Below are 13,649 nucleotides of genomic sequence, written 5' to 3' on the forward strand. Positions count from 1 at the left end.
CGTGGTTGGCTGACGGGTGGCGGAGGCGCCCGGCGGGTGCGTCGGCGGGTGCCGCCGCGAGCCGGTCCACCGGACGCGGACGGTGGAGCCGGTCCACCGGGTGCGGGCGGTGGAGCCGGCGAGGGAGAACAGGGAACGTCCAGGAGGGACACGAGTGAGCACTAACGGTGCGGACCGGTACGTGGTGGGCGTCGACTTCGGCACGCTCTCCGGCCGGGCGGTGGTGGTCCGGGTCTCGGACGGCGCCGAACTCGGCTCGGCGGTGCACGAGTACCAGCACGGGGTGATCGACGAGCGGCTGCCGGAGACCGGAGCCGAACTCCCCGGCGGCTGGGCGTTGCAGATGCCCGAGGACTGGCGCTCGGTGCTGCGCGAGGCGGTACCCAAGGCGCTCTCGGCCGCCTCGGTGTCGCCGGACGCGGTGATCGGGATCGGCACCGACTTCACCGCCTGCACCGTACTGCCGACGCTTGCCGACGGCACCCCGCTCAACGAGGTACCCGGGTTCGCCGACCGGCCGCACGCGTACCCGAAGCTCTGGAAGCACCACGCCGCGCAGCGGCATGCCGACCGGATCAACGAGTTGGCCGAGCAGCGCGGCGAGCCGTGGCTGCCCCGGTACGGCGGCCGGATCTCCGCCGAGTGGCAGTTCGCCAAGGCGCTCCAGGTGCTCACCGAGGATCCCGAGGTCTACGCCCGGACCGAGCGGTGGATCGAGGCGGCCGACTGGATCATCTGGCAGCTCTGCGGCGAGGAGACCCGCAACGTCTGCACCGCCGGCTACAAGGGCATCCACCAGGACGGGCAGTACCCGTCCCGGGACTACCTGGCCGCGCTGCACCCCGACTTCGCCGACTTCGTCGACACCCGGCTCGCCCACCCGCTCGCCCCGCTCGGTGGGCTCGCCGGACGGCTCACCCCGGAGGCGGCGGCCGTGACCGGGCTGCCGGCCGGGATAGCGGTGGCGGTCGGCAACGTCGACGCGCACGTCACCGCCGCCGCCGCGAACGCCGTCGAGCCCGGTCAACTGCTGGCCATCATGGGCACCTCGACCTGTCACGTGATGGTCGCCGACACCCTGGCCGAGGTACCCGGGATGTGCGGCGTGGTCCGGGACGGCATCGTGCCCGGTCGGCTCGGCTACGAGGCAGGGCAGAGCGGCGTCGGGGACATCTTCGGCTGGTTCGTCGAGCACTGCGTACCGGCCCGCTACGCCGAGGAGGCGGCCCGGCGCGGAATCGGGGTGCACGACCTCCTCACCGAACTCGCCGCAGCGCAGCGCCCCGGCCAGCACGGGCTGGTCGCCCTGGACTGGCACAACGGCAACCGCTCGGTGCTCGTCGACCACTACCTCTCCGGGATGATCGTCGGGCAGACCCTGGCCACCCGGCCGGAGGACCAGTACCGCGCGCTGATCGAGGCGACCGCCTTCGGTACCCGGACCATCGTCGCCGCCTTCGAGAACGCCGGCGTTCCGGTGACCGAGTTCATCGCCGCCGGCGGCCTGCTGAAGAACACCTTCCTGATGCAGGTCTACGCCGACGTGCTGCGCCGGCCGCTGTCGGTGATCGACTCCGAGCAGGGGCCCGCGCTCGGCTCGGCGATCCACGCGGCGGTGGCCGCCGGGGCGTACCCGGACATCACCGCCGCGGCCGCCGCGATGGGCAAGGTCCGGCGCGGCGTCTACCAGCCCGACCCGGCCAGCGCCGACGTGTACGACCGGCTCTACGCCGAGTACGAGCGACTGCACGACCACTTCGGCCGGGGCGGCAACGACGTGCTGCACCGGCTGCACGCACTACGCGAGGAGGCGCGCCGATGACCAGCGGCGAACTCACCGGCACGATCAGCGAGAATGTCGCCCGGATCCGCCAGGAGGTGTGCCGGCTGCACGAGGAGCTCACCCGCTGGAAGCTGGTCACCTGGACCAGCGGCAACGTCAGCGCCCGGGTGCCCGGCGCGGACCTGATGGTGATCAAGCCGAGCGGCGTGTCGTACGACGACCTGACCCCGGAGTCGATGGTGGTGACCACCCTGGACGGGGACGTGGTGGACGGCAACCACTCACCGTCCAGCGACACCGACGCACACGCGTACGTCTACCGGCACATGCCGCAGGTCAACGGAGTCGTGCACACGCACAGCCCGTACGCCACCGCCTGGGCCGCCCGGGACGAGGCGATCCCCTGCGTGCTCACCGCGATGGCCGACGAGTTCGGTGGGGAGATCCCGGTCGGCCCGTTCGCGCTGATCGGCGGCGACGACATCGGCAAGGGCATCGTCGCCACCCTGGAGGGACACCGCTCACCGGCGGTTCTGATGCGCAACCACGGGGTCTTCACCATCGGGGCCAGCGCCAAGGCGGCGGTGAAGGCGGCGGTGATGTGCGAGGACGTCGCGCGTACCGTGCACATCGCCCGGACCGGCGGCCCGCTGGTGCCGATCGAGCCCCAGCACATCGACGCCCTCTACGAGCGCTACCAGGGGGTGTACGGCCAGCGCTGACGCCGCGGGCCGGGCGGGCGCCGCGGGCCGGGCGGGTCGACGGCCCGGCCCGTCCTGGGCGCTCGGCGGCCTGCTGGGTCGACGGCGCGGCCCGGGCGGGCTGGTGCGCCGACTCGGGGCTGGCATGCTCGCGCCAGAATGTCTCCGGGCGCGACAGCGGGGTTTCCGCCGCATCGGACCGTTCGCCGCTCGCGCCAGAATGTCTCCGGGCAAGGACGCCCGCGCCCGTCGTCCATCCGCGACCCCAGGTGGTGCCTGTTGACCGGATCCCGCCGCACTCCCTCGGAGGTGCCCGAGGTGGTCCACCCGACACCCGCTGGAGCGGGTGGACCGGTGCCTCCGGTGCCGGGGGAGTGCCAGGTGTGGCGGCTGCCGATAGGTCCGGCGCACTGGGCCGGGCTCGACGTGCTCGACGACGAGGAACGGCAGCGGCACGCCCGGTTCCGGCAGGCCGCCGACCGGGACCGCTACCAGGCCGCACACGTCGGGGTACGGATGCTGCTCGGGCACTACCTCGACGTGCCGGCCGGGCAGCTCGGCTTCTCCCGGCACTGCCGGCACTGCGGCGCCGGGCACGGCAAGCCGGTGGTCGAGCGGCCCGCCACCAGGCTCGACTTCTCGCTCACCCACTCCGGGCAGTGGGTGGCCGTGGCGGTGGCAACCGACCCGGTCGGCCTGGACGTGCAGGAGCTGACCGACGGCACCGACGTGGCCGCGCTGAGTCGCAGCGTGCTGTCGCCGGCCGAGCTGCGCTGGTGGGACGGGCAGCCGGCCGAGTCCGCCCGACGGGCCTTCTTCGGGTACTGGGCCCGCAAGGAGGCGCTGCTGAAGGCGACCGGGCACGGGCTGGCCGCACCGATGAACCGGATCACGCTGACGCCGCCGGACGAGCCGGCCCGGCTGGTCGACTGGGCCGCCGGGAACGGCCTCGACGGCCCGGTGCAACTGCACGACCTCGACGCCGGTCCGGACTACACCGCCGCCGTCGCGGTCCTCTCCAGCCGGCCGGTCCGGGTCAGCCTGGCGCAGTTCCCGGCGACACTCGCCGCCGGCCGTCCGATGCCCGAACCGGCCTGAGCCCCGGCCGACCCGTTTATCGCCGCACTCTCAGCGGCGAGTCGCGACGATCTCCAGCGTCAGCCGGATCGAACGGCCCGTCATCCCCCGGGCCCTGGTCAGGCCGAAGTCGTACCGGTCGATGACGGTGCCGGCCCGAGCGCTGAGTTCCGCCGTGCCGGCGGCCACCCCTTCGACGGTGAGCGTCACCGGTCGGGTGACGGTGCGTACCGTCAACTCTCCGTGCAACGTCCCGCCGCCGTCGCCGGAGGGCACGAACCGCTCGCCCCGGAAGCGCAGCCGGGGGTGGGTGGCCGCGTCCAGGTAGTCGGCGGAGCGGACGTGCGCGTCCCGAAGGTGCAGCCCGCTGTCGAAGCTGCCCGCGAGCACCTCCGTCTCCACCGTCGACTCCGTCAGCGGCGTGGCCACCGTGATCGTGCCACTGTCGATCCGGAAGGTGCCGCGTACCGGCAGCAGCCCGAAGACCGCCCGGGTGTCGAACCGGATCACCGACCGGGCCGGGTCGATGGTGTACGTGCCGGTCGGCACGTCCTGCCCGGGGTCGCCACTCGGCTCTTCGGCCCTGTTGGTCACGGTCATGGCCGCTCGATCTCCTCCACTGCTGGACGACGCCGGTCTCCGATCACGGGTACAGCCTAGATCGACGAGGCCGGCGTGACCCTTCGGCAGACCCTCGGGTAACGCCGCGCTGCGGCCAATCCTCAGGCAACGCCGTGCTGCGGCCAGAAAGCGCCGGGGTGCGATCAGGCTGGCGGACCCGCCTCGATCTGCCGGCGCAACCGGGCCAACCAGTCACCGTACGGATTGTCCGGCCCCACCACCAACCAGGTCACCCCGGCGGCGGCGTACTCGTCGACCGGCACCGCAGAATCGTGCGGTACGACGATGTCGCGGTCCGGCCCGAGTACGGCGCGTACCTCGGCGACCTGGTCCGGGGTCAGTCCGCCGATCGCGTCGCGGCCGAGCGCGAACACCCCGTCGTAGCGGGCGGCCCGGTCCAGTGGACGCCGGTGCGGCCAGGTCGCGGCGACCCAGATCGGCGGCCGGGGCCGTTGCACGGTGTTCGGGCCGAGCCGGGCACGTACCCGGAACAGCGGGCCGTCGTGCGCCACCTCGTCGCCGCGCAGCAGCCCGTCCAGCACCAGCAGCGCCTCGTCCAGGGCGGCTGCCCTGGCGCGCGGGTCGGCCGATTCGCCGAACCCGGTGAAGTCGGTCTCCGGAACGCCGAGACCGACCCCGACCACGGCCCGGCCGGCGCTGAGCTGGTCGAGCGTGATCACCTCCTTGGCCACCTTCCACGGCCGGCGCCGGGCCAGCGGGGTGACCATCGCGCCGAGCCGGACCTGGTCGGTGGCGGCGCCGATCGCGCCGAGCAGGACCCACGGGTCGTGCATCGCCTCGCCGTCGGCACCGAGGTGGTCCCAGAGGAAGAAGCCGTGCCAGCCCGTCCAGTCGGCCGCGACGGCGGCGTCGATCAGGTCGGCCGGCGCTCCGGCCGGCGGAAGGGATATCGCGTACCGCATGCCCGCATGTCTACCGGTCTCCGCCCGCCCTGTCTGTCCCGTCCGCCGGGTCGCCCTGTCCGACCCGCCAGCTCGCCCTGTCCCGTCCGCTGGCTCGCCCTGTCTCGTCCGCCGAGCGGGTCTCAGAGGCCGAAGACGTCCTCCTCGGCACCCTGCCGGACACCGTCGACGAAGCCACGGAACGCCGGATCCTCCCGGTCGGCGGTCACACTCGTCACCTGTTCCCCGGTCGCCTCGGCAACCGCGTCGACGAGTGGGGGATAGCTGAGGTCGATCTCGGCGAGTTCGTCGTCGTCGGCCTCGGCGAGGTTGATCACGTCCTGGAGTTCGTCGGCGTCGGTCTCCGGGTCGCCGCCCCATGCCTCACCGAGGTTGAAGCACTCGTCGTACAGCGCGCGCTGGTCCTCGGACCAGTCGTCGTCGTAGTTCCTCACGCCGTACTCCCTTCCCCGCCGGTTATCTGAGCATGCCCCGAGAGCTGCGGGAGGGTCCCCTGTTATCGCTTTTTGCCCGTCGGACCGGACCGGAGGCGGTCGGCGGGATTACCCGCGGTCGGCCTGGGTAGCCAGCTCGGTCCGGACGGCCGCGCGGGCGGCGCCGAGCGCGGCGACCGGACCGGTCGACTCCCGGACGACGAGCCGGCAGGGCTGCCGGATCACCCCGGAGGCCCGCTCGCCGTCGAGCGCGGCGAAGAGCTGCTTGACCGCGGTCGCGCCGAGTTGTTGCAGGTTCAGGTCCACCGTGGTCAGCGGCGGCCGGCAGTCGGCGGCGAAGACCTCCCAGTTGTCGTAGCCGACGATCGCGACGTCGTCCGGGATCCGCCGGCCGAGGTCGAGCAGGGTCTCGGCGACCCCGGTGGCGATCTGGTCGTTGCCACAGAAGATCGCGTCGATCTCCGGGTCTGCGGTGAGCAGCATCCGGCCGGCGTGCCGGCCCCAGCGTTGGGACCATTCGCCGTACAGCGGGTCACCGCCGGCCAGCGGCAGGCCGGCCTCGGCCAGTACCGAGTGCAGGCCGGTCACCCGGTCGCGGGCGGCCCGGTACGTCTCCGGACCGGTGATGTGCCCGATCCGGCGCCGGCCGAGGGCGACCAGGTGCTCGACGGCCAGCCGTGCGCCACCGGCGTCGTCGGCGAGTACCGAGAGGTCCTTCGGGTCGTCGGATTCGCCGTAGACGTAGACCACCGGCACCGGGATGTCCCGGGTGAGCGAGGGGCGGATGTCGTTCGAGTCACCGAGCATGATGAAGCCGTCCACCTGGCGGGCCAGCAGCGTACGGATGTAGTGCCGGCGCCGGATGACGTCCCCACGGGCGTCGCAGAGCAGTACGCACATCTGCTCGTTGCCGAGCGCGTTCTCGATGCCGAGCAGCACCGGAAAGGCGAAGCGTTCGCCGAGTTCGTCGGTGAGCAGCCCGATCGTCCGGGTACGCCCCGAGATCAGTCCCTTGGCCAGGGCGTTGGGGTGGAAGGAGAGTTCCTCGGCCGCCTCCAGGACCCGGCGGCGGGTGGCCGGAGCGACCTCGTCCCGCGCGTTGAGCGCCTTCGAGGCGGTGGCCACCGAGACGCCGGCCCGCCGGGCCACGTCGGTCAGGGTCACTGATTGGGAGCGTTGTCTGACCACCGAAATCCTTTCGGACCGTCTTTCGAGAGGGCCGAGCCACCGAGATTCTAGTCTAGGCCGCCTGCACCGTAATTCTCCCCTTCGTGGGGAAGGGACAGTGGTCGCGCGACCCGGTCGGGGTACTCCGAAAAGGTTTTCGGATCGGTCGGCTCCGGCGCTGCCCGGTGGCTCAGCTGGCCCCGGCAGCCGCCTGCTGGTTCCACATGGTGATCACCACGCCGACGACGAAGATCTGCACCGGCAGCGGCAGGCCGGGCAGCTCGGCGTCGATCTCGCCGCGCCAGAAGCTGACCCGCTTCACCGAGCCGACCCGGCGGCCGCCGGCATGCAACTCCTGCTCGTTGCCGAAGAGCGAGGCGCGCTGGAAGTGGTACGTCTGCCCGGCGGACTCGACCGTCCATCGCTTGCGGCCGACCCGGTCCGCCGAGGCGACGGCGGTGCCCGCCCCGTCGAGCAGGCTGTAACGGCTTCCCCAGGCGTTGCCGCGCACCTGGTAGCGCTGGCCGTCCAACTCGAAGTCGCCGCCGCTGCGCCAGAAGGCGTCGTCCCAGGTCGTCACGACCCGGTCCCGGACGCTGATCTCGTAGCGGCTGCGCCACGTGCTCACCCTGCGGGCCTTCAACATTTCCCCAGGTTAACCAGGCTCGGCAAACCCGTCCTGCCGGGTGCGGGCCGGGGCTGTGCGCTGATCGCCCCGGCCCGCACCCGCGCAAGCCCGGCTGACCGCCGACGCCGCCGGCTGAGAGAATCGGCCCATGATCGGAATCCGACCCGCCGTTGTCGAGGACGCGGTCGCGCTGACCGAGGCGTACGTGGCGAACCGGCGCTTCCTCGCCCCCTGGGAACCCCGCCGGCCGGAGAGTTTCTTCACCACCGCAGGTCAGCGGGCCCGGCTCGAACAGGCGACCGCGGAGCGGGAGTACGGCACCGGCTATGGCTGCGTGATCGAGCACGACGGGCAGATCTGCGGCACGATCACGCTGTCGACGATCCTGCGCGGGCCGGCGCAGTCCGCGAACCTCGGCTACTGGGTGGCCGAGCCCGTGAACGGACGCGGCGTCGCGACCCGGGCCGTTGCGCTGATCCTCGACATCGCCTTCGGTGAACTGGACCTGCACCAGGTGATGGCCGGAACGCTGCTGCACAACACCGGATCACAGCGGGTGCTCGGGCGCAACGGGTTCGACCGGATCGGCGTAGCCCGGGCACACGTCGAGATCGCGGGACGATGGCAGGACCACATCCTCTTCCAACGCCTGGCCACGACCTCCTCCAACGCCTGACCACATCTTCTTTCCAACGCCTGACCACATCTTCTTCCAACGCCTGACCGACCGATGACCCCGGCCGCGACCGGGGTCTGACGGCGGACCGGGTGGTGCCTGGACCCTCCCTCGGTGGGAGGGTCCAGGATGAGGCGGTGACCAGGGAACTCCTGCCGATCGGCGCGTTCGCCCGGCTGTGCCGACTCAGCGTCAAGCAGCTGCGCCACTATGACGAGCTGGGCCTGCTGCGGCCGGCGAGCGTGGATCCGGCCACCGGCTACCGCTACTACCGGCGGGCCCAGGTGCGCGACGCGATGGTGATCGCCCTGCTGCGCGGCCTCGACGTCCCGCTCGCGGCGATCACCCGGGTGCTCACCGGCGACGACGACGCCCGGGCCGCCGTGCTGCGGACCGAGCAGCGCCGGCTGGCCGACCGGATCGCCGCACAGCAGCGCAGCTGGCAGCTGCTGGACCGGCTGCTCAGCGGTGACCTGCTCATCGACGGGCTGCTCCGGCACGAGGTGACGCTGGCGCAGGAGCCCGCCCGCCGGCTGCTGGTCCGCCGCGCGGTCTGCGCACCGGAGGAGATCGGCGCGACGCTCGGTGGCGAGATCGGTGCACTGCTGGCCGGGATGTCGGGCCTCGACTGGACGCCGCCGGTCTGGGGCCTCTTTCCGGTCGACCTGGGCAGCCAGCTCCGGGTCGCGGTGGGGGTGCAGAGCGAGGTACCCGCCGACGCCGCAGCGGGTACGGCCGTCGAGGAACTGCCGCCGGGTCCGGCCGTGGTGGCGGTGCACGTCGGGCCGTACGAACACCTGACGTTGACGTACCAGGCGGTCTTCGCCTGGATACACGAGCGCGGGCTGCGCCCGTACGGGCAGGTGCGGGAGGCGTACCTGGCCGACCCGTTGACGACCGAACCGGCCCAACTGGTGACCCGGGTGGTCGTGCCGATCGAGGACGAGGAGTACAACTGAGATGACCACCACCCCGACCAGGACCGATCTGAAGAAGGTGCACTCCCGGCTGTACGCGGCGGGCACCGCACCGACCCTGGTGGAGGTACCGGAGTTGCCGTACCTGGCGATCGACGGTGTCGGAGACCCGGACGGGTCCGCGTACCAGGAGGCGGTGCGGGCGCTCTACACGGTCGCGTACGGGCTGCGCTTCCGGCTCGGCCGCGCCGGTGTGCTCGACTACTCCGTCGCACCGCTGGAGGGGCTGTGGTGGGGGTCGGGGGAGTGGGACTTGACCCGCCAGGACCGGTCGACCTGGAACTGGACGATGCTGATCCTCCAGCCGTTCGAGGCGGCGCAGCCGGATCTGGTGGCGGAGGTGATCGCCGAGGCGGCCCGGAAGAAGCCCGGAGTGCCGGTGGACCGGGTCGAGCTGCGCCGGTTGACCGAGGGGACGAGCGCGCAGGTGCTGCACGTCGGGCCGTACAGCGAGGAGCGGCCGACCCACGACCGGTTGATGGCCTTCGTCGACGAGTCCGGGTACCGGATAGCGGGGCACCACCACGAGATCTACCTGTCGAACCCGGCCCGGACGGCCGCGACGAGACTGCGGACGATCCTCCGCTATCCGGTGGCTCCTCGCTGAGGACTTCCCACCGCAGCCACATGCGGTCCATCGTGGACGGTGTCGACGCGGAGGCTGTGGACGGCGTCGACACGGCGGCTCAGGGCGTCGCGCGTGCCTCGTGCAGCAGCCGGAGCTGGCCCAGTTCGGCGACGTTCTTCATCAGTTCCGCGTTGACCCAGGCGACCATGTGCGCGACGGTGTGTGCCGGGTCGCCCTGCCAGGGGAACGGGGCGGTCTCGTCGAGGTCCGCCTCAGTGAGCCCATCGAGCACCGACAGCCACTCGGTGCGCAGCGCGCGCAACCAGGCGACGGTCGCCGCGAGGTCGCCGGGCCAGTGCACCTCGGTCCGGTCCGGCGGGGTCTTTCCCTGAGCGTGCTGCACTGCCGCGCTCCACCACCAGCCGAGATGCCAACTGAGCCAGCCGACCGTGGGTACCGGGACCGGATCCGGCTCGGCGTCGGACCAGTCCGGCAGCCATCGGCCCGCGTCGTCGGGGCGTACGGTCCAGGAGAGCTCGGCCGGCTCCCACAGCAGGTGGGCGGGTTCCAGCCGCTCCAGATGGTAGTCGAAGAGCGACCAGGTCAGGTCGAACTGCCAGCGCAGCAGTTCGCAACGGGATGCCGTCATCGGACGATCTTCACATCATCGCCGTGGCCGGGCGAGCGGTTATCCACGAGTCAGCGGGCGTCGGTCGCTCCGACAGCCCTCGGGTGGGAGCCGGTCGGGCGTCTCGCAGAGGGTAGTATCGATGCCTGAGCCGTCGTCCGCCGTACGCTGCTGCGCACTGGCGCGCGGAGCGTGGTCGTGGTCGCGCCGGGGCGACGGTGGGTGCTCCGGCGGCTGACGCCGTGCCCCCACTCGGACCCGGATGCCGTCCGCGACAGCGTCGGACGGCTCGGCCAGCTTCCCGTACCCGGGGTGTCAGCGATGACGCCACGACGACGTTGCCCACCGGCGGCAGGCGGCTGCCGCCAACTCCCGTTCGCCCCGCCCATCCGACTATCCGCCCATCCGACTATCCGACTATCCGACTATCCGCCGAGGACGATTTCCAATGCTACGAGTCGGTGCTCCAACCCGGTCGGGTCCAGGTTCTCGCCAGCTCACCGTGGGGTGGCCGAGCTGACTGGCGGACCCGTGCCCCGCCGGGTACGGCGGTGGCCGGGATCGGGCCAGTCCATCGTCGAGACGGTGCAGTACCGGACGGGGGTACGGTGACGGATCCGGACCGCCTTGTGGGGCGCGACCAGGAGCTGGGATTGTTGACCGCTGCCATCGCTGAGCTGGCGCGCGGGCGGGGATGCGCGGTCTGGGTCGAGGGTGAGCCGGGCGTCGGCAAGTCCGCACTCGTCGAGGCGGGGGTGGCCGCAGCTCGTGACCTCGGTTGTGAGGTGCTGTGGGGTACGGCGGACCAGCTGTCGCAGCGTTCGCCGCTCGGGGTGATGGCGAGCTGTCTGGGCATCCGGGCGCGCTCGCCCGACCGGCGGCGCGCGGAGATCGCGGAGTTCCTGCTCGGGCGCGGTCCGCGGCTCGTCCGCGATCTCGACGTGGTCTATGCGGCGGCGGCCGAGATGCTCGTCGCCCTGGTGGACGAGCTGTGCACGGCGACACCGACCGTGCTCGTGATCGACGATCTCCAGTGGGCCGATCCGGCGTCGGTGACGGTGTGGCAGCGCCTCTGCCTGGCCGTCGAGCAGATGCCGCTGATGCTGGTGGGGATCTGCGGTCCGGTCCTGCGCCGACCCGAGGTGGTGAACGTCCGTACCGTGGTCAGCCGCCGGAACCACGCCGTGATCACACTCGAACCGCTCACCGAGGCCGACACGGCCACCCTGGTGGCGTCGCTTGTCGGTGGCTGGCCGGGGCCCAATCTCGCCCGCTGGGTGGCTGCCGCGACGGGTAACCCGCTGCACCTGCGGGAGTTGGTCGAGGCGCTGCTGCGGGAGCGGCTGATCCGGGTACGCGGCGAGGTCGCCGATCTGCCCGATGACGAGGCGGACCGGGTACCGGTGTCCCTGGCCGACGCGCTGAGCGGCCGGTTGAGTTTCGTACCCGACCTGGCGGTTCAGGTGCTCGACACCGCAGCGATGCTCGGGCACGAGTTCGCCGTGACCGAGCTAGCCACGCTCGTCCGGGAACCGGTGCCGGTGCTCTCCGACGGGCTGGGTGACGCCGTCGCGGCCGGGATCCTGGTGCGCTCGGGATCGCGGATGGCGTTCCGGCATCCGTTGATCCGGCAGGCGCTGTACGAACGCGTGCCGGTGCCGGTACGCGCGGCGCTGCATCTCGACGCGGCCCGGGTGCTCGCGGACGCGGACGGCGACCCGCTGACGGTCGCGCGGCAACTGCTCGCCGCGGACCAGCTCGGTGACCGGTGGGTCCGGGGCTGGCTGTTGGCGACCGCGCCGGTGGTGGCGGCGCGCGCTCCGGACGTCGCGGTGACACTGCTGCGCCGGGAGCTCGGCAGGCCGTCGGTGGCGGCCGGCGACCAGGCTCCGGTGCTCGCCGCGCTGGCCCGGATCCTGCTCGGAATGGGCCGCCACTCCGAGGCAGCCTCGCACGCCCGGCGGGCGATCGCGGTGTTGACCGGCCCGGAGGACCGGGGCGAGACGTACTGGGTGCTCACCCGAGCGCTGATCGGTGGTGGCCACACCGACGAGGCGCTCGACGCGCTGCGGGACGTGTTCGGTCGGCCGGAGCAGCTCGGTTCCTGGCATCCCCGGCTGCTGGCGTCGTCGGCGATGGCGCTGCGCGCCAGCCGGGGTGACCTGGTGGCGGCCGATGCCGCCGCGGTCGAGGCGCTGCGCGCGGCCGAACTCTCCGGCGACGCCTACGCCATCGGGTACGCCCTGACGGATCTGTGGCTGACCGAATCGGTCCGGCGGCGGCACCGCTGCGCGCTTGAGCGGGTGGAGCGGGCGCTGCGGGTGCTCGGCGACGAACCGGACCACGCCGACGTGCGGATGTTCGCGTTGCACGCCCGGGTGTTCAGCCTGCAGAACCTGTGCCGGTGGGCGGATGCCGAGGCGGCGGAGCGGCAGACCCGCCAGGTGGCCCGGGAGCCGGGCAACGCGGTGGGTTCGGCCACCGGGGTGACGGCGGCGGTCCTGCTGTACTGGACGGGGCGGTGGGACGACGCGATCGCGGAGTTGCACTCGGTCGACGAGGACGGGCCGGGGATCACGTACGCCGGGTTGCGCGAGCGGGGGCCGACGGTGTTGCGGCACGGCGTGGCCGCCCTCCTCGCCGTCCGGCGGGAGAACCGGACCGCCGCGTCCGAGCACTTCGCGGCCGGTTCGGCGTTCCCCGTGGAGACCCCTGCGGACCGGGAGAATCGAGACTTCCTGCTGGCCGCCCAGGCGTTGGCGGCCGAGCGGGATGGCGCGCTCCGGCTCGCCGTGTCGACGTTCGGCGAGATCCTGGACCGGGGTCCGGGTGAGATGACACTGATCCACCAGTGGCTGCCGGACCTGTTGCGGGTCTCCCTCGCCGCCGGTGACCGCGCTGCCGCCCGCAGCGCGGTGGAGGCGAGTCGGCGGGAGGCCGCCGCCGAGGCGGAACCGTGGCGGGCGCAGGCCGCCCGGCTGCGCTGCGAGGGACTCTTCGGCGACGATCCGGCCCTGGTGCGGGCGGCGGTGGCCCACTACCGCGCGGTCGGTCCGGCCGTCGACCTGGCGGGCGCGCTGGAGGATCTCGCGGTGCTGCTCGCCGAGCGGGACACCGCCGCGTGTCGTGCCGCGTTGAACGAGGCGATCGAACTCTACGCCGGGTTCGGCGCGACCTGGGACATCCGCCGCACCGACGCCCGCCTGCGGCGGCGGGGCATCCGGCGTGGTGTCCACGGCGCCCGGACGTCGCGCGCCGTCACCGGTTGGCCGGCGTTGACCGACACCGAGCGCCGGGTGGCGCTGCTGGTCGCCGAGGGCCGGTCGACGCCGGACATCGCGTCGACCATGTTCCTGTCCCGGCGCACGGTGCAGACGCACGTCTCCCGGGTACTTGCCAAGCTGGAGCTGAACAGCCGGGTGGAGATCGCCCGGGAGGTCATAGATAAACATCGATAGATGAAGCC

The 13,649-nt window shown here is 72.4% G+C and carries 13 protein-coding genes; 7 read left to right on the top strand and 6 right to left on the bottom strand.

Annotation, left to right across the window (positions count from 1 at the left end):
- Positions 1-154 precede the first annotated feature (154 nt).
- From araB to CLT71_RS03425, 3 genes are all read left to right on the top strand, one after another.
- Entirely contained in the window at positions 155-1,822 is a 1,668-nt protein-coding gene (araB, locus tag CLT71_RS03415) for a ribulokinase (RefSeq protein ID WP_101365808.1), read from the top strand.
- Positions 1,819-2,505: an L-ribulose-5-phosphate 4-epimerase gene (locus CLT71_RS03420; RefSeq protein WP_101365809.1), complete on the top strand. Its 687-nt coding sequence runs from the start codon at positions 1,819-1,821 to the stop codon at positions 2,503-2,505. Before araB ends, CLT71_RS03420 begins: the two co-directional genes overlap by 4 nt.
- Before the next feature lie 333 nt (positions 2,506-2,838).
- Complete coding sequence (locus tag CLT71_RS03425; RefSeq protein WP_143743354.1) at positions 2,839-3,582, top strand: 4'-phosphopantetheinyl transferase superfamily protein; 744 nt, start codon at positions 2,839-2,841, stop codon at positions 3,580-3,582.
- A gap of 30 nt (positions 3,583-3,612) precedes the next feature.
- Here CLT71_RS03425 and CLT71_RS03430 read toward each other — a convergent pair whose 3' ends face one another.
- The 5 genes from CLT71_RS03430 to CLT71_RS03450 all read right to left on the bottom strand — a co-directional run bounded on the left by CLT71_RS03430 (position 3,613) and on the right by CLT71_RS03450 (position 7,352).
- Complete coding sequence (locus tag CLT71_RS03430; protein WP_101365811.1) at positions 3,613-4,161, bottom strand: YceI family protein; 549 nt, start codon at positions 4,159-4,161, stop codon at positions 3,613-3,615.
- A gap of 164 nt (positions 4,162-4,325) precedes the next feature.
- Positions 4,326-5,105: an LLM class flavin-dependent oxidoreductase gene (locus CLT71_RS03435; protein ID WP_101365812.1), complete on the bottom strand. Its 780-nt coding sequence runs from the start codon at positions 5,103-5,105 to the stop codon at positions 4,326-4,328.
- Positions 5,106-5,227: 122 nt separating this feature from the next.
- Positions 5,228-5,539, bottom strand: a complete 312-nt coding sequence (locus CLT71_RS03440) for a hypothetical protein (protein ID WP_101365813.1) — start codon at positions 5,537-5,539, stop codon at positions 5,228-5,230.
- Positions 5,540-5,647: 108 nt separating this feature from the next.
- Positions 5,648-6,727: a LacI family DNA-binding transcriptional regulator gene (locus CLT71_RS03445; protein ID WP_101365814.1), complete on the bottom strand. Its 1,080-nt coding sequence runs from the start codon at positions 6,725-6,727 to the stop codon at positions 5,648-5,650.
- A gap of 169 nt (positions 6,728-6,896) precedes the next feature.
- Positions 6,897-7,352 carry an LURP-one-related/scramblase family protein gene (locus tag CLT71_RS03450; protein WP_101365815.1) on the bottom strand — a complete coding sequence of 152 codons (456 nt, stop codon included), beginning with the start codon at positions 7,350-7,352 and terminating at the stop codon, positions 6,897-6,899.
- Between the two features lie 130 nt (positions 7,353-7,482).
- On the opposite strand from CLT71_RS03450, the gene CLT71_RS03455 reads away from it, so the two are divergent.
- The 3 genes from CLT71_RS03455 (at position 7,483) to CLT71_RS03465 (ending at position 9,594) form a co-directional block, all read left to right on the top strand.
- The gene (locus tag CLT71_RS03455; protein WP_101365816.1) at positions 7,483-8,010 is read left to right on the top strand and encodes a GNAT family N-acetyltransferase; all 528 of its coding nucleotides are present in this window, start codon (positions 7,483-7,485) and stop codon (positions 8,008-8,010) included.
- 137 nt (positions 8,011-8,147) lie between these two features.
- A complete protein-coding gene (locus tag CLT71_RS03460; RefSeq protein WP_101365817.1) occupies positions 8,148-8,969 on the top strand; it encodes a MerR family transcriptional regulator in 822 nt (273 codons plus the stop codon).
- Between the two features lies 1 nt (position 8,970).
- Positions 8,971-9,594: a GyrI-like domain-containing protein gene (locus CLT71_RS03465; protein ID WP_101365818.1), complete on the top strand. Its 624-nt coding sequence runs from the start codon at positions 8,971-8,973 to the stop codon at positions 9,592-9,594.
- Between the two features lie 79 nt (positions 9,595-9,673).
- Here the strand turns inward: CLT71_RS03465 and CLT71_RS03470 are convergent, their stop codons facing one another.
- Complete coding sequence (locus CLT71_RS03470; RefSeq protein WP_101365819.1) at positions 9,674-10,204, bottom strand: DinB family protein; 531 nt, start codon at positions 10,202-10,204, stop codon at positions 9,674-9,676.
- A 608-nt stretch (positions 10,205-10,812) separates the two neighbouring features.
- Between CLT71_RS03470 and CLT71_RS03475 the strand changes: the two genes are divergently transcribed.
- Positions 10,813-13,641, top strand: coding sequence for an ATP-binding protein (locus tag CLT71_RS03475; protein ID WP_486483648.1), 2,829 nt, complete (start codon positions 10,813-10,815; stop codon positions 13,639-13,641).
- Positions 13,642-13,649: the final 8 nt, after the last annotated feature.

This window comes from Plantactinospora sp. CNZ320 (assembly GCF_002846275.1).

Excerpts from the sequence above, each read along its gene's own strand:
- CLT71_RS03420 (WP_101365809.1), top strand. The coding sequence starts at position 1,819 with ATGACCAGCGGCGAACTCACCGGCACGATCAGCGAGAATGTCGCCCGG.
- CLT71_RS03430 (WP_101365811.1), bottom strand. The coding sequence starts at position 4,161 with ATGACCGTGACCAACAGGGCCGAAGAGCCGAGTGGCGACCCCGGGCAG.
- CLT71_RS03435 (WP_101365812.1), bottom strand. The coding sequence starts at position 5,105 with ATGCGGTACGCGATATCCCTTCCGCCGGCCGGAGCGCCGGCCGACCTG.
- CLT71_RS03450 (WP_101365815.1), bottom strand. The coding sequence starts at position 7,352 with ATGTTGAAGGCCCGCAGGGTGAGCACGTGGCGCAGCCGCTACGAGATC.
- CLT71_RS03455 (WP_101365816.1), top strand. The coding sequence starts at position 7,483 with ATGATCGGAATCCGACCCGCCGTTGTCGAGGACGCGGTCGCGCTGACC.
- CLT71_RS03465 (WP_101365818.1), top strand. The coding sequence starts at position 8,971 with ATGACCACCACCCCGACCAGGACCGATCTGAAGAAGGTGCACTCCCGG.
- CLT71_RS03470 (WP_101365819.1), bottom strand. The coding sequence starts at position 10,204 with ATGACGGCATCCCGTTGCGAACTGCTGCGCTGGCAGTTCGACCTGACC.